The organism is Sphingomonas sp. (assembly GCF_035758555.1).
In the GTDB taxonomy this organism is placed as follows: Bacteria; Pseudomonadota; Alphaproteobacteria; order Sphingomonadales; family Sphingomonadaceae; genus Sphingomonas_B.
Window position 1 is genome coordinate 59,599 of sequence record NZ_DASTXI010000060.1, and the last position, 15,838, is coordinate 75,436.

8 protein-coding genes are annotated in these 15,838 nt (G+C 67.2%); 3 read left to right on the forward strand and 5 right to left on the reverse strand.

The genetic code is table 11. From position 1 onward, the window contains the following. Positions 1 to 122 precede the first annotated feature (122 nt). The 3 genes from VFT73_RS03590 (at position 123) to VFT73_RS03600 (ending at position 5,763) form a co-directional block, all read left to right on the forward strand. Positions 123 to 3,119 (forward strand): TonB-dependent receptor plug domain-containing protein, encoded by a 2,997-nt coding sequence (locus tag VFT73_RS03590; RefSeq protein ID WP_326408781.1) that lies wholly within the window; start codon positions 123 to 125, stop codon positions 3,117 to 3,119. Between the two features lie 118 nt (positions 3,120 to 3,237). Next, positions 3,238 to 4,515 (forward strand): diaminopimelate decarboxylase, encoded by a 1,278-nt coding sequence (lysA, locus tag VFT73_RS03595; protein ID WP_326408782.1) that lies wholly within the window; start codon positions 3,238 to 3,240, stop codon positions 4,513 to 4,515. 54 nt (positions 4,516 to 4,569) lie between these two features. Further along, a complete protein-coding gene (locus tag VFT73_RS03600; protein WP_326408784.1) occupies positions 4,570 to 5,763 on the forward strand; it encodes a serine hydrolase domain-containing protein in 1,194 nt (397 codons plus the stop codon). Between the two features lie 160 nt (positions 5,764 to 5,923). Here the strand turns inward: VFT73_RS03600 and VFT73_RS03605 are convergent, their stop codons facing one another. From VFT73_RS03605 to VFT73_RS03625, 5 genes are all read right to left on the reverse strand, one after another. Next, the gene (locus VFT73_RS03605) at positions 5,924 to 8,308 is read right to left on the reverse strand and encodes a penicillin acylase family protein (protein WP_326408785.1); all 2,385 of its coding nucleotides are present in this window, start codon (positions 8,306 to 8,308) and stop codon (positions 5,924 to 5,926) included. 125 nt (positions 8,309 to 8,433) lie between these two features. Continuing rightward, entirely contained in the window at positions 8,434 to 10,089 is a 1,656-nt protein-coding gene (locus VFT73_RS03610; RefSeq protein WP_326408786.1) for a M28 family metallopeptidase, read from the reverse strand. Continuing rightward, the gene (locus VFT73_RS03615; RefSeq protein WP_326408787.1) at positions 10,086 to 13,250 is read right to left on the reverse strand and encodes a WD40/YVTN/BNR-like repeat-containing protein; all 3,165 of its coding nucleotides are present in this window, start codon (positions 13,248 to 13,250) and stop codon (positions 10,086 to 10,088) included. The genes VFT73_RS03610 and VFT73_RS03615 overlap by 4 nt, the downstream gene beginning before the upstream one ends. Before the next feature lie 63 nt (positions 13,251 to 13,313). Continuing rightward, positions 13,314 to 14,771: an efflux transporter outer membrane subunit gene (locus VFT73_RS03620; RefSeq protein ID WP_326408788.1), complete on the reverse strand. Its 1,458-nt coding sequence runs from the start codon at positions 14,769 to 14,771 to the stop codon at positions 13,314 to 13,316. After that, the coding region (locus tag VFT73_RS03625) for an efflux RND transporter periplasmic adaptor subunit (RefSeq protein ID WP_326408789.1) at positions 14,731 to 15,838 on the reverse strand (1,108 nt) is incomplete at its 5' end. The genes VFT73_RS03620 and VFT73_RS03625, both read right to left, overlap by 41 nt.

Here is a 15,838-nt window from a genome sequence, read left to right on the forward strand (position 1 = left end):
CAAAGCCGCGGTTTTCCGCGGCCAAATGGCCGCAGGTTATATGCGAGCCAACAGAAACTATGGCGCTCGGAGACTCTCCCGTTTCAGAATGACTGCAGGGTGCCGCAATGGGGGATCATGCAATGTTGGCTTCTGTTTCGCTGAAGAAGATTCTCCTTTCCGGAGCTGCCTGCGCGGTGATGGTGACGGCGGGCGCCGCGTCCGCACAGACCGCACCGGCTGACCAGGCCGCCGAGCAAAGGCCGGAAGACATTGTCGTCACCGGCACGCGCATCGTGCGCGACGGCTTCGAGGCGCCGACGCCTCTGACTGTCCTGACGCAGGAAGACATTCAGAATTCGTCGCCGACCAACAACATCGCCGACTTCGTCAACCAGCTGCCGTCGCTGGCGGGATCGACCCGGCCGGCGAACTCGCGCCTCAACCTCAGCAGCGGCCAGGCGGGCATCAACGCGCTCAACCTGCGCAACCTGGGCGAAATCCGCACGCTGGTGCTGATCGACGGACGGCGGTCGGTCGGGTCGACGATCACCGGCCTGGTCGACGTCAACACGATCCCTCAATCGCTGGTTGAGCGCGTGGAAGTCGTCACTGGCGGCGCTTCGGCGGCCTATGGTTCGGACGCGGTCGCCGGCGTCGTCAACTTCGTGCTGAACAAGAAGTACGAAGGGCTGAAGGTCTCGGCCGACACCGGCATCACCAGCCGCGGCGACGGGTTCAATTATTCGATCGGCGTCGCCGGCGGCCTGTCGTTTGCGGACGGCCGCGGCCATCTGATCCTCAGCGGCGAGGTGGCGCACAACGACGGCATTCTTGAAGTCGACCGCGCGTGGAACGCCACCGGCTTCGTGCGCATCCAGGACCCGAATTGGACCCCGACCAGCACCACGCCGCGTTATCTGGTCCGGCGCCAGGTCGGCGCTGCGAACTCGACGCCCGGCGGCCTCATTCTCTATTCCTCGGGCGGCACCGCCAACCGGCTGCGCGGCATCTATTTCGGCCAGGGCGGCGCGATCAATCAATTCCAGTATGGCGGGCTGACCTATCCGTCGCCCACCGGTTCTTCCGCCCCGTCGCTCACGCAAGGCGGCGACTGGCAGGTCAATGATTCGGGACGCCGCATCGGCCTTGATCCGCGCGACGATCGTCACGGCGTCTTCGGCCGGCTCAGCTACGAAGTCGCGGATGGTGTCGAGCTGTTCGCCGAGGGCTCGTACAATTGGCAGGAATTGTTCTTCAATGCCGGTCCCAACCTGTCGTCCTGCGGCAGCGCCAATATCGCCAATGTCGGCATTCCGGGAAGCAACGGCCTGTGTACGCTGGCTGGCGACAATGCCTATCTGATCCAGGCGCTCGGGCCCGCGCAGCTCGCGGGCATCACCGCCGTGGGGATCGGCACCACTGCGGTCGACCTGCCGTTCCGCGCGTCGAACAACCGGCGCGAGGTGCAGCGCTACGTGGTGGGTGCCGAGGGCGAATTCAGCGCGTTCGGAAAGCCGGCGCATTGGGACATCTATGGCCAATATGGCCGCGCCGATCTGCGCGAGCAGCTGCGCAACATCATGCAGTTCCCGCGGATGTCGAAGGCGGTGGATGCCGTGTTCTCGGTGCCGGGCGATACCTCCAGCCCGATCGTCTGCCGGGTCAACGCCGATGCCGACCCGACCAACAACGATCCGGCGTGCGTGCCGCTCAACCGCCTGGGCATCGGCGTCGCCAATCCGGCGGCCATCGCCTATGCGCTGGGCGACCCCTATCGTGACGAGACGGTGACCCAGAAAGTCGTGGGCGCGAACCTGTCGCTTACCCCGTTTGCTACCTGGGCCGGCGACGTCAGTGTCGCGGTGGGCGCCGAATATCGCGAGGAGAAGATCAAGGGCTTCGTGCCGCAGGAGTTTCAGCCGATCATATCGAGGAACCCGACCACCGGGGCGCTCAGCACGACCAACCTGTGGTCGGTCGGCAACTATCTGCCGTCGAACGGCAGCTACAACGTCAAGGAAGCCTATCTCGAAACGGTCGTGCCGCTCGGCTTCGGGCTGGAGTTCAACGGCGCGGTGCGCGCCACCGACTATTCGACGTCGGGCTATGTTACGACCTGGAAGCTCGGCGCGACCTGGCAGCCGATCGACGATATCCGCTTCCGCGTGACGCGTTCGCGCGACATCCGCGCGCCCAACCTGGCCGAGCTTTACCAGGCCGGTTCTTCGAACAGCGACGCGGTACGCAACCCCTTCTTTGTGGAAGGGCAGTCGAATCCGGGACCGGGAAACATCGTTTACGGATCGAGCATCTCCTATTCGGCGACGGCGGTCGGCAATCCGAACCTGAAGCCGGAAAAGGCGGATTCACTGAACATCGGCGCGGTCTTCTCGCCGAGTTTCCTGCCGGGCTTCAACGCTTCGGTCGACTATTTCCGCATCGACATCAACCAGGCGATCGGCACGCTCAGCGCGCAGGAGATCATCGATCGCTGCTTCGACGGCGTCGCGGAATATTGCGCGGCCATTACGCCCGACCCGAACAGCACTGCGCGCGTGCTCTTCCGCGCCCAGCCCTTCAACTTTGCGGGCCAGCTGGTGCGGGGCATCGATTTCGACGCCTCGTACCGCCTGCCGGTGGGCGATGCGAACAGCTTCACGCTGCGCGGCGTGGCGACGCGCTACATCGAGAACGTGACCGATCAGGGTATCCCCGGCACGGAATCGATCAACAGCGTCGGCGTGAATGGCGGCCAGTCGAGCACGCCGAAGTGGATTTACCGCTTCAACGCGACCTATGACACGCCGCTTTTCTCCGCCACGGCGGTCGCGCGCGGCGTGAGCTCGGGACGTTACGATGATGGCGGCATCGAGTGCACGTCCGGCTGCCCGCTCTCGACGACCCAGCACCCCACTTACGACAACAACCACGTCAAGGGGACATTCTACGTCGATCTCAACCTGACGGCGAAGGTCGACATGATGGGCGACGGCGACGGAGAGATTTTCCTGAACGTCACCAATGTGTTCGATGCCAACCCGCTGCTCGTGCCCGAAACCGGCCTGGCGGCGAACAGCACCTATTCCGACCTGCTCGGCCGCGCCTTCCGGGTCGGGTTCCGGGTCAAGACGCGGTAGACGGCGCCCGGTTCTGGCGGCGGCTTCCCCTGCCGTTCGGAATTGCCGTTCCTCCGCAACTGTGAAGCCGCGGCGTCACACCCGCGGCTTCCTTTTATCGCGCTCGCAAGGGGAGCTGATGACCCATTTTCATCTCTGCGACGGCGTGGTGCACTGCGAATCCGTGGCGCTGCCGCAGCTTGCGCGCGACGTGGGAACGCCGCTGTTCGTCTATTCGAGCGCAGCGATGCTCGCGCAGGCGCGGCGGCTGCGGTCGGCCCTGGCCCTGCTCGGCGATCCGCTGATCGCCTATGCGGTGAAAGCCAATCCGAACGCGGCGGTGCTGGCAACGCTGTCGGGCGAAGGGCTTGGCGCCGATGTCGTTTCGGGCGGGGAATATGCACGTGCGCGTGCCGCAGGCGTGTCGCCGGACCGAATCGTGTTCTCCGGAGTCGGCAAGACGGCGGCGGAAATGCAGCTCGCGCTCGAAGGCGGGTTGCGCCAGTTCAATCTCGAATCCGCGGAAGAGGCGGAGATGCTGTCGCAGGTTGCATCCGGCCTGGGCCGCGCCGCGCCGGTGGCGATCCGGGTCAATCCGGATGTCGATGCGGGTTCGCACGCAAAGATCTCCACCGGTGCCGCGCGCAGCAAATTCGGCATCCCGTTCGCCGATACGGCTGAGGTCGCGGCCAGAGTGCGCGAACTGCCGGCGCTCGACCTAATCGGGGTCGCCGTCCATATCGGCAGCCAGCTCACCAGCCTCGCGCCGCTGGAACGCGCATTCGGGCGGATCGGCACGCTGATCGACGAATTGCGGGCGGCAGGACACGACATCCGCACGGCCGATCTGGGCGGCGGGCTGGGAGTGCGTTACGAGCCGTCGGCGCCCGAACCGCCGAGCATCGAGGACTATGCCGCGATGGTGGCGCGCGTGACGCGCGGCTGGAACGTCGGTCTGGCGTTCGAGCCCGGGCGGCTGATCGTCGGCGACGCCGGCGTGTTGCTGACGGAAGTGATCCGCGTGAAGGCCGGCGCCGCGGGTCCCATCGTCGTCCTCGATGCGGCGATGAACGACCTGATGCGGCCCAGCCTCTACGACGCATGGCACGGGATCGACGCGGTCGCGCCCGATGGCGAAACGATGATCGCCGACATCGTCGGTCCGGTGTGTGAGACCGGCGACACCTTTGCGCTGGCGCGGCGGATCGACAGCGTGTCTGCGGGCGACCTGATGATCATCCGCACGGCCGGGGCGTACGGCGCGACGATGGCCAGCACCTACAATTCGCGCGCGCTCATCCCCGAAGTGCTGGTGAACGGCACCGATTGGGCCGTGGTGCGCGAGCGACGCGACACCGCCGCGTTCCTGCGCGAGGAGCATGTGCCCGCCTGGATCGGCCGGGAAGCGGCCGGCTAGGCGGCCATGCCCGGACGCGCTAACCCACGGCTCGTGCACAAGGGGAAGATCGCCATGTCCCAGCTCGCGGCGACGCTGCTGCTTGCCGCCACCCCGGCAATGGCGAGCGACCAGGCGTTCGAGGCGGCGGTCGCCGATTTCCAGAAATTCCACCGCGCGGAGGTGCAGCGGGCGGGCATCGTCGGCAGCAGCTTCTATTTCATTCGAGACGGGCGCGTCGTCGTTGCCGATCATCTGGGCGAACAGGACGCCGACGCGCATGTGCCCGTCGACGCGCAGACGATCTTTCACTGGGCGTCGATCACGAAAACGATGACTGGGATCGCGATCATGCAGCTGCGCGATCGCGGGCTGCTGGCGCTGGACGATCCCGTCGTTCGGTATGTACCGGAGCTCGCCGCCGTGCATAATCCGTTCGGCGACACGGACCGCATCACGATCCGGCAATTGATGAGCCACAGTGCCGGGTTCGGCGGCGCGACATGGCCATGGCGAGAGCATGAATGGCAGCCGTTCGAGCCGAAGAGCTGGTCGCAGCTGGTGGCAATGCTCCCGTATACGCAGGTCCGGTTCAAGCCCGGCACCCGCTTCAGCTATTCCAACCCTGGCATCGTCTATCTCGGCCAGGTGATCGAGCGGCTGTCGGGCGAGGATTACGAAGTCTATGTTGACAAGAACATCCTGAAGCCGCTGGGCATGCACGCCAGCTATTTCGACCGGACGCCGCCGCATCTGCTGCCGCACCGATCGCACAGCTATTATGTTCGTGACGGCAAGCGCGTCGCTGCGCCCTTTGACGTCGACACCGGCGTCACCGTCTCCAATGGCGGCCTGAACGCGCCGCTCCCGGACATGGCGCGCTATGTCGCCTTCCTGCTGGGCGATCCCGAGCGTCAATCCGCCTATGATCTCGTCCTGAAGCGATCGTCGCTCGAAGAAATGTGGACGCCGCAGATCGCTGCTGGCGACGATTTCACGCAAGGCCGCATGGCCGAGACGACCCGGAGCGGCCTGTCCTTCTTCATCGACACTGTCTCAGGGGTGCGCTTCGTCGGCCATAATGGCGACCAGAATGGTTTCCGCGCTTATCTGAGCCTCTGCCCCGATCTGCACGCCGGCAGCCTGCTCGCGTTCAACACGCAGACGCGCACCGAGGAAAACAGCCCGGCCAACCGGAAGAGCGCCGAGTCCCGGATCGCGCTGGCCGCCGGGAAATTGTGCGAGGCGCTGGCGCCGCCGCGGAGGTAATTTGACCATCGGCCGCTCAGAGTGTGGTGACCCGATCGATCCATATCGCTCGTCCCGAGCGGAGCGCGTAGCGCGAAGTCGAGGGGCGTAGGCTCCGGGCAGCGCCCCTCGACTTCGCTCGGGACGAACGAGCCGGTTTGATCGCTCGTTGCTCTAGCTGTTAAGCCTTTGGACGGAGCACCATGCGGGAGGCCGCATGTGCATCGACCGCGGCGCGGCTGAACAGCATCGGCTGCATATTGCCGTGGATCCAGGGCAGATATTGGTCGCGATAATGCGGCGAGCGGGGATCGTTCGATTGCCCGGGGAAATTGAGCATCAGCGAGTTGTCCCACGCGCCGACGTCGATCACCTGCAGATAGCTCGCTCCGCCGCTGACGCGCCAGCTCGGCGCATCGCGCAGCCAGCGCGCCATGACAGTGTAGGAATCGCCGCCCGTACCTTCTCCCTCGATGGCCGGAAACGCCGCCGCAATGGCCGGTATGCGTGACAGTGGGTGCGTGATCCGCACCTGATGCAGCGTCGCCCAGCGCCATTTAGCGGGGTCGGAACCCAGCTGTTCCTGCGCACTGCTCCAGGCGGCAGCAAGCGCGGAGTCGAACATGGCATCGCGCGCCCGCTCAGGATCGGCGCCGAGCCGCGCGTCTGGGTGCGCGAGCAGGCCGAGCAACACCGAAGGCGAAATCTCCGTGACCAAAGCCTTGGCCCGTTCGGGAACGATTGCGGCCAGCGTCCGGTCGCTCAGGTCCCGCCACAGGATTTCGAACAGGGCGGCCGGCCCGCTGTCGGCATCCAGCCGCGCATCCCAGCCGCGCAGCATCGCGATTGCCGGCTCAGCACCGGGAGAAGCATGCGCAGGCAACAAGGCGACCAGCTGCTGTGCGGGCGCGGACAGCGTGTCGTGCTGCAGCGCGACGCTGTCGGCCAGGCTGTGCTTCGGCTGCGACTCCAACACGCTCGCGACCCGTTCATAGCGATAGGGATCGCGGAAGGAGAAAGCGGGGATGCGGTCGCGCGACCAATCGGGCGGAAGATTGTTCTGGTTGGACGACCCGAACCAGCCCTTGGCCGGGTTGTATTCGCTCGGCAGTTCGCGGAAATCGCGCATTCCGGTCCAGTCGTAGCGGCCGTCGCCGGGCACCGGCATCAGCCCGACGCCCTTGCGGCGGATCGGCATGAAGCCGATCACCTGCCAGCCGTGATTGCCGTCGGCGTCGGCATAGTGAAAATTGGTCGGCGACGGATGAAGCTGGAATGCCGCCTTGTGCAGGTCCGCCCAGTCGCGCGCCAGGTTGATGGCGATCATGGAGAACGCGCCGCTGCCGCCCGGCTGCATGTCGATCGCTGCGAGCGCGGTGGCGCGGCGCTTGGCCGGGTCGTGCGAAATGACCGGGCCCTGGATGGCATAGCGGAGCGTGGCGGGCGTCGGGGCGGCGTCCTTCACCGGGATCGCGATGTCGACCCGCTCGAACGCTTTCCATTTCCCCTTATGGCGATAACGTTCGGGGTCCTCCGGGTGCAGCTCCAGGACGAACAGGTCTTCCTGGTCGATATGGAAATTGGTGCGGCCGAACGCGAAATGGTCGGTATGGCCCTGCATGATGCCCGGCAGGCCTGGCGCGCCGCCCCCGATCACGTCGAGGCCGGGGGCGCTCAGGTGAGCGACATGTCTGGGGTCGAACCCGCCAATGCCCAGATGCGGATCGTTGGCAAGGATCGGCCGCCCGGTCGCGGTGCGCGCCGGCCCGACCGTCCAGGCATTGCTCCCGGCATTGGCGCGGTCGATCGCATCCTGCCGCCGGCTGTCGGGATCGTCCTTCGGCACCAGCGTTCCGAACGGCAGCCGCCCCTGCCGCAGCACGCCCAGATCCGCTTCCGACACGGCGGCGGCATCAAGCCCCTCGGGCACCGCCAGAGGCCAGGCCGGGCGCAGCGGTGCGATGACGGCATCCAGCTCGAGCAGGCCCAGCGCCGCGAGCCGGGCGCGCCGGATTTCGTCGTCCACGTTGCCGATGGAGGCGCTACGCGCCAGCACCAGATCCTGCACATCCCATTTCAGCGGCTGCACGCCCAGGATGGCATATTCCAGCGGCAGCAGCGCCGGGTTCTCCGTCACTTCGTCGATGCGCGCATTGACCCCGGCGACATAAGCGCGCGCGCAGGCGAGGACGTTCGGCGGGACGCGCGCCAGCTCCTTGTCGAGGTCGCCGCGATAGTGGAACAGCCGCGCCACCGCGTCATGCGACGCGAACTCCGGCCCGAACGCCTCTGCCAGCTGGCCCATTTCGCGCCTGTGCGAAAGGTCGATCTGAAACAGCCGGTCGCGCGCGACCACATAGCCCTGTCCGAAAAACGCGTCCGGGATCGATTCCGCGCGGATATGCGGCACGCCGTACGGATCGTCGATGATCTCGATCGGGGCCGACAGGGTATCGGCGCGCACTTGCCGCAGCCGGGACGGCCGGACCGCTTCAGCGGCGCGCCCCGCTGCCGAAAACGCCAGGGTGGCAGCCGAGCCAAGCAGAAACGAGCGGCGATCGAGCATCAGCAATTCTCCCGGTGGCGCCATAGCCTAGCGGCAGGCGTCGCTCCGTGTCCCATCACAAGCGGGCCGGCGACCATAGAGGTGAGCTATGGCCTCCTGTTCGGATCGCGATCCGGCGGAGCGGCTCAACGACGCTCAGCGGATGACTTCTCCCGGATCGCACGGAATTCCGAGCTGGGGCGCCACTCGGGCCACTGGTCGGAGAAGGCGAGGGTGTGGCCGATGTCGAACAGCAGCTTCACGTCCTGCGCGGCGCCGCGGAAATCGAGGTCGGGGGTCCAGGCGTCGCACGTCTGGTGGTAGCAGGCCATATAGTCCTCGAGCCATTTCTCGCCCGCCGCCTTGCCGCCGTCGGCCAGATCGTGCGGTCCGGCGATCCCCATAAGCAGCAGCGTCGGAACGCCGCGCCTCGCGAAGGAGAAATGGTCCGCGCGGTAGAACAGGCCCCGTTCGGGCAATGTTTCGGGCGTGACGGTGCGGCCCTGCGCCTGGGCAGCCCGCGCGAGATCGTCCTCGAGGCTGCTCTGGCCGGCGCCGACCAGCACCACGTCATGCGCGGGGCCGGCGGTCTGCAGGATGTCCATCGTCAGATTGGCGACGGTCTTGTCGAGCGGGAAAAGCGGATGAACCGCATAGGTTTCGGAGCCGAGCAGGCCGCGCTCCTCCGCCGTCCAGGCGGCGAACACCAGCGTCCGGTCAGGCTTGGGCCCGGCCGCGAAGGCGCGCGCGATCTCGATCAGCCCGGCAACGCCGATCGCGTCGTCGGCAGCGCCGGGACGGATGGTCCGCCCCTGCGCGTCGGGCGTCCCGATGCCGTAGGCGTCCCAATGGGCGCCGTACATCACCGTCTCGTCGGGGCGCTTGGCGCCGGCGATCTTGCCGAGCACGTTGTAGCTCTGCACCTGCTCCGAAGTGACCGGCAGGTCGGCGGAGAAGGTTGCGCCCTGAAGCGCCACCGGCTTGAATGAAGGACTGCGCGCCTCGACTCGCAGCTTGTCGAGGTCGAGTCCGGCGCGGCGGAACAGGTCGCGCGCGGCATCGCCTTCCAGCCAGCCTTGCAGCAGGATCGGCTGCGCCGGGCCGGTGCGGACGATGTCGTAATTCTCGCCGCCGGGCGCCACGACCGTGCTCCAGCCATAGCCCGCGCCCGGCGCGTCGTGGACGATCAGCGCGGCGATTGCGCCCCTGCGCGCCGCTTCCTCGTACTTGTAGGTCCAGCGGCCGTAATAGGTCATCGCCTTGCCGCCGAAGCGGCCGGCCGACGGCTCGCCGGGTTTCGCTTCGAAATCGGGATCGTTGACCAGGAACACCGCGACCTTGCCGTGCAGGTCGACGCCCTTGAAATCGTCCCATTGCCGCTCCGGCGCATTCACGCCGTAGCCGACGAACACCAGAGGCGCCTTGTCGATCGAGACGCGGTCGACCGGACGGACGGTGTTGACGTAGATCTGCTGCTTCTGCGTCAGCGGCAGCGCCGTGCCGCCAAGATCGACGCGCATCGAGCCCGAGCCCAGCCGGGTGTGGACCAGCGGCACGCGCTGCGTCCAGCCGCCGTCGTCGCCAGCCGGCGACAGGCCGGCTTCCTTGAAGCGGCCGATCAGATAGTCGATCGTCTTCTTCTCGCCCGGCGTGCCCGGCGCACGGCCCTGGAACGGGTCCGACGCCAATACGCGGGTCGTCTCTGACAGGCGTGCCGGGTCGATGGTCTGCCCGGGCGCCGCGGCCCACAGCGCCGTTGAGAGGCTGGCGGCAAGCACCGCGGCGGCCCGGATCGACATCATTGTTCGGCTTCCTCCTCTTCGGCTTCCTCGCCGCCGCTTTCCTTCGACGACCCCGCCGGCTGGGCGGGAAGCGCCTTGCGCTCGACCGGCTTCAACCCGGCGCGCTTCAACTGGGCATTGAGCGGCGCGAGCTCGCTGTCGAGCAGCTGGTCGAGCGCCTTAAGCTGCGTGTCGAGCTGTGCGGAAAGGTCGGCAAAGACCAATTCGCTCTGCTCGGTCGGCGGCGCGTCGGCGCTCTCCGCGGTACGGATCAGCCCGGCCAGCTTGTCGTTGAGCATGATCGGGTAGTTGAGCGGATCCTGGCGGCTGCGGTTATGGACCTGATAGATCCGGCCCTCGATCGCGCTCAGCTTGCCGTCGAAACCGCTGAGCGCCGATTTGACCGCCGGATCGGTCGTTTTCTTCGCCGCCGCCTCGGTCTGCTGCTTGATGCCGCGGATCAGCAGCACCGCCTGGTTGGCCTCGCTCACGCGCGCCGATACGCGGCTGGCGAAGTCGAAGCGGCGCTGCAGGTCGGCCGGATCGGCCTTGGCCCGCGGATCGGAGCGGATTTCGAACGGCTGCTCCTGCGTCTTGCCGTCGACGGTCAGCCGTGCGGTATAGCGCCCTGGCACCGCTTCGATGCCGTTGTTGCGGCTGGTCCACAGGATCATGTCCGCGAACTCGGTGAAGCCCGGATAGTGCATGTTCCAGGTGAAGCGGTTCAGCCCCTGCTTCATTGCCGCAGTCGGCGGACCCTTCGGCTTGTCGTCTTCGTCCTCGTCGGCCTTGGCCTTGTCGTCCTTTTCCTCCTTCACGGCGCCGGCAAAGCTCTGCACCAGCTTGCCGTCGGGGCCGATGATGTCGAGGCTCAGCTTCTTCGGTGTCTTGGGCAGGAAATAGTCGATCGCGACGCCTGCATCCACGCCGCGCACCGCCGGCGCCGGCTTGAACAGCGTCACATGCTTGTCGCTGCCCGGCTCGATCTGCCGGAGCACGTCGATATTATCCATGACCCAGAAGGAGCGGCCGTGCGTGGCGATCACCAGATCGTGGTCGGTCACGGCGAGGTCGGCGACCTGCACGGCGGGCAGGTTGCGCTGCAGCTTGTGCCAGTGATCGCCGTCGTCCAGCGAGACCCAGACGCCGCGTTCGGTGCCGAGATAGAGCAGGCCGGGGCGCACCAGATCCTCGCGGATGCTGCGGGCGATCTCGTCGTCGGGAATGCCTTTGCTGATGGAGGTCCAGCTGCGACCGTAATCGCTGGTCTTCAGCACATAGGGCTTGAAGTCCCCCAGCAGGAAGCGGTGGCCGGTCAGATAGGCCGTACCGGGCTTGTGCGGCGAATCCTCGATGGTCGTGATCTTGAGGTAGGGCGGCAGACCCGCCGGGGTGACGTCGGCCCAATTGGCGCCGCCGTCGCGTGTGATGTGAACCATGCCGTCGTCGGACCCGGCCCAGATCACGCCCGCTTCCAGCCGCGACGGGGCAAGGGCGAACACGGTGCCGTAGGTCTCCACGCCAGTCTGGTCGAGCGTGATCGGTCCGCCGGACGGGCCCAGCGTGGACGGGTCATGCTTGGTCAGGTCGGGACTGATCCGCTCCCAGCTCTGGCCCTCATTGCGCGTGCGCCAGACGTGCTGCGAGGCGACGTAGAGCGTCTGCGGGTCCTTGGGATCGAAGACGATCGGATAGGTCCACTGGAACCGCTCGCCGATGTCGCTCGCCGAATAGCCCATCGGATTGTCGGGGCGGACGTTGATGCTGCGCGTCTGGCCGGTCTCATAGTCGAACCGGTCGAGCTGGCCGCCATAGCTGCCGGCATAGAAGATGTTCGGGTTGCGCGGATCGTTGGCGATATAGCCGCTTTCGCCGCCGCCCACTTCGAAGCCGTACTGGCCGCCCAGCGCATTCTTGAACTTCCAGTCGCGCGAGGGGACGCAGATCGTGCTGTTGTCCTGCTGCGCGCCGCACACGAAATACGGGAAGTGGTGGCTGATCGTGACGCGATAGATCTGCGCGGTTGGGAAATCCTGCTCCGTCCAGCTCTCGCCGGCATTGACGCTGACGTTTGCGCCGCCGTCATTGCCCTGGATCATGCGCTGATTGTTATCGCCCGCGATCCACAGGTCGTGATTGTCGCCGTGCGGGACCTTGATCTTCTTTTTGAACGTCTTGCCGCCATCGTCGGAGCGGAAGAACTGCACGTTCAGGACGTAGACGCGGTCCTTCAGCTTCGGATCGGCGATGATGCGCGTGTAATAGAAAGCGCGCTGACGCAGATCCCGCTTGTCATTGGTGCGCGTCCAGTGGGCGCCGCCATCGTCCGAGACGAAGACGCCGCCATCGGCATGCTCGACGATCGCGTAGACGCGGTTGGCGTCGACCGGCGAGACGCTGACGCCGATCTTCCCGACGGGGCCGCTCTGCGGCATGCCCGGCGCGCGGGTCAGCTCGGTCCAGGTGGCGCCGCCGTCGGTGCTCTTGAACAGCCCGCTGCCCGGCCCGCCCGAGCTCATGCCCCAGGGCTTGCGCCACGCTTCCCAAAGCGCGGCGTAGAGCGTGTCGGGATGGTTCGGGTCGATCGAGATGTCGACCGCGCCGGTGCGCTGGTCGCGGTAGAGCACTTTCTTCCAGCTCTTGCCGCCGTCGGTCGTCTTGTAGACGCCGCGTGCCTCGCTCTCGGTGCCGTAGGGGCCGAAGCCGCCGACATAGGCGGTATCGCAATCCTTCGGATGAACCCGGACGCGGGAGAAATTCTGGACGTCGGCCAAGCCGATCTTCTTCCAGGTCTTGCCGGCGTCGGTCGACTTCCAGACGCCGTCGCCGGGCATGATGTTGCCGCGCAGCTCGGTCTCTCCGGTGGTCAGGTAAACCACATCCGGATTGGCTTCGCACACCGCGACACCGCCCACGGCGGAGTTGTCGAGCTGACCGTCGGTGACCGGCTTCCAGGTGGTGCCGCCGTCGGTCGTCTTCCAAAGGCCGCCCCCGACCGCGCCGAAATAATATTCATTGGGCCGCGCGATGCTGCCGGCCACCGCGATCGAGCGGCCGCCGCGTTCCGGACCGATGTTGCGCCATTTAAGGCCGGTGAAGAACGCTTCCTCGCCTTTGGGCGGAGGCGTCGCCTCGGCCTTGGCAACAGGCTTGTCGCTGTCGGCGGCGTGGGCGGTGCCCACCGTCAACGCCAGCGCAGAAACACAGACGAACCAAAGACCTAGACGCCGCATCATCGCTCCCCTTTATTTAACCTGTATCATAGCCGTCTTAGACGGCAACGTTTCCGAATAGCCCCCGCCCAGCGCGCGGACGAGCGCGACGGCGGTCTGCATCCGCTGCGTCTGCACGCCGATCGCGGCGCGCTCCGCATCCAGAGCCGCGGTCTGCGCGGTCACCACTTCCAGATAGTCGGCCGCGCCTTCGCGATAGCGGGTGAGGGCGAGATCGCTTGTCCGTGCTGCCGCCGCCGCGGCGTCGTTCTGGTCGGCCGCCTGGGCGGCGAGCAGACGCGACGCGGCCAGGCTGTCCTCCACCTCGCGAAAGGCGGTAAGTGCGGCCTCGCGGTAATTGGCGGCGGCCTCGTCGTATTCGGCGCGCGAGATGCGCACGCGTGCCTGGCGGCGGCCGCCGTCGAACAGGTCGAGCGCAGCGGAAAGCGGTCCGAGCGCCCAGAAGCCGGCCGGCGCGCTCAGCAGGCTGCCATGGCTGCTTTCGAAGCCGCCGGCGAGGCCGAGCGTCAGGTCCGGGAAGAAAGCCGCGCGGGCAACGCCGATCCGCGCATTCGCGGCCGCGATCCGGCGCTCCGCCGCGGCCACGTCGGGCCGGCGCTGCACCAGCGTGGCGGGGGTTTCGGCTGGAACCGGGGGAGGAGCGCCGATCGCGGTTTCGGTCGGCGCGATCGAAAGGCCGGACGGCGTCGTGCCCACCAGCGCCGCAATCTCGTGCTCGGTGGCGGCGCGGCGGTTCGCCACGGCGGAAATCTGCGCGCGCGCATCGGACAGCAAAGTCTGCGCGCGATTCACGTCGAGACCGGAGGCAGCGCCGCCGTCGTGCCGCGCCCGGGTGAGCTCCAGCGCCTTCGCATAGGCGTCGACCGTCGCGCGGAGCAGCGCCGCTTCGGCATCTGATCCGCGCAGGCGGAAATAGGCGTCGGCAAGCGAGGCCTGCAGGCTTAGCCGGACGGCAGCGAGATCGGCACCGCTCGCATCCGCCTCTGCACGCGCGGCGCGCACGGAGTTGCGCACGCGGCCCCACAGGTCGAGCTCATAGGCGAGAGTGGCGCCGATGCTTGCGTCCGTGAAGCGCCCCCCGGTGCTCGAACCCGGCCGGCGCGCCGAGGTGCGTTCGCGTGAAAGGTCCGCCGAGGCGGTGACGGTCGGGTAGAGATTGGCCGCGGCTTCGCCGACCGCGGCGCGCGCGGCATCGAAACGCGCAACGGCAGCGGCCAGTGTCGGGCTGGCGCGGTCGATCCGCGCCTCGAGATCGTCGAGCGCGGGATCGCCGAACATCGTCCACCAGTCGCCGCGCGGGGCAGCGTCCAGGGGCGTGGCTGCGGTCCAGCCCGCGGGCGCTTCCTTATAAGCGGCGGGCACGGCGATCGTGGGCGGCGCATAGTCGGGCGCCATCGAGCACCCGGCCAGCAACAATGCCAGACTGAAACTAGGTGCGCGCACGAGCCTGGACCTTGAGCGGGTCGCCATTCTCGATCGCGTCCGGCGGCGTGTCGACAATCCGCTCGCCGCCGGTCAGGCCGGAGACGATCTCGACTTCCTTGCCCTGATCGCGCCCGATCTCGACCTGCTGAAGCCGTGCGCGACCGTTTTTGTCGACGATCACCACGGTCGGGCCGGATTCGCGGAACAGGATTGCGCTCCCCGGCAGCCGCAGGGCGTTGGCGGAGGCCGGCAGCGGGAAAGTGACCTTCGTATAGGCGCCGGGCTTCAGCGCGCGGTCGCGATTGTCGGCCTGAAGTTCGACCAGCACCGTTCCCGACTCCGGATCGATCGCCCCCGCGGTTCGGACAAGCACCGCGTCGAAGGTGCGGCCCGGATATTCGGGAACGGTCAACGTCGCGCCGAGACCCGGATGGATCTGGGCCGAAAAGCTCTGCGGCACGCGCACATAGATGCGCATCCGGTGCACGTCGGACACAGTGAAGAGCGGCTGCGCAGAGGCGTTGCCCGACGTCACGAGCGCGCCGATCTGGGCGGAGCGGCTGGTCACAACGCCGGGGAAGGGGGCGGTCAGCCGCTCGAAGCCCTGCATTGCGCGTAGCCGCTTCACGTTCGCGAGCTGGGCGTTGGCCACCGCTGTCTTGGCTGCCAGATCGCCGGCCTTCTCGTCCGCTTCCTGTTGCGAGACGGCATCCTTCTTCAGCAGCGTCTGCCAGCGCTCGGCGGTGGTGCGGGCCAGCTTCTGGTTGGCGACCGCCGTCTGATAATCGGCCTGGGCCTGGGCGAGCTGCTGGTCGACTTCCGGCGCGTCGAGGATCGCGAGCGTCTGGCCCGCACCGACGCTGTCGCCGATGTCCACCAGCCAGCGCCGGACATAGCCATTGGTGCGAGCGAAGATCGGCGCGCTGTTGAACGCCTGCACATTGCCCGGCAGTTGCAGCTCGGCCGTGCCGGCACCGCGCTTGGGCTGGACGACGGTCACGACCTGCACTGCGTTGTCGCGTGCGGCGGCGGCCAGCTCGTGGCCGGCGCTGATCCGCGTCGACACGCCGACCACGATGATTCCGGCCGCGGCCAGGACCGCGATCAGCCCG

Coding starts and splice junctions, on each gene's coding strand:
- VFT73_RS03605 (WP_326408785.1), bottom strand. CDS start 8,308: ATGCTCGATCGCCGCTCGTTTCTGCTTGGCTCGGCTGCCACCCTGGCG.
- VFT73_RS03600 (WP_326408784.1), top strand. CDS start 4,570: ATGTCCCAGCTCGCGGCGACGCTGCTGCTTGCCGCCACCCCGGCAATG.
- VFT73_RS03610 (WP_326408786.1), bottom strand. CDS start 10,089: ATGATGTCGATCCGGGCCGCCGCGGTGCTTGCCGCCAGCCTCTCAACG.
- VFT73_RS03620 (WP_326408788.1), bottom strand. CDS start 14,771: ATGGCGACCCGCTCAAGGTCCAGGCTCGTGCGCGCACCTAGTTTCAGT.
- VFT73_RS03590 (WP_326408781.1), top strand. CDS start 123: ATGTTGGCTTCTGTTTCGCTGAAGAAGATTCTCCTTTCCGGAGCTGCC.
- lysA (WP_326408782.1), top strand. CDS start 3,238: ATGACCCATTTTCATCTCTGCGACGGCGTGGTGCACTGCGAATCCGTG.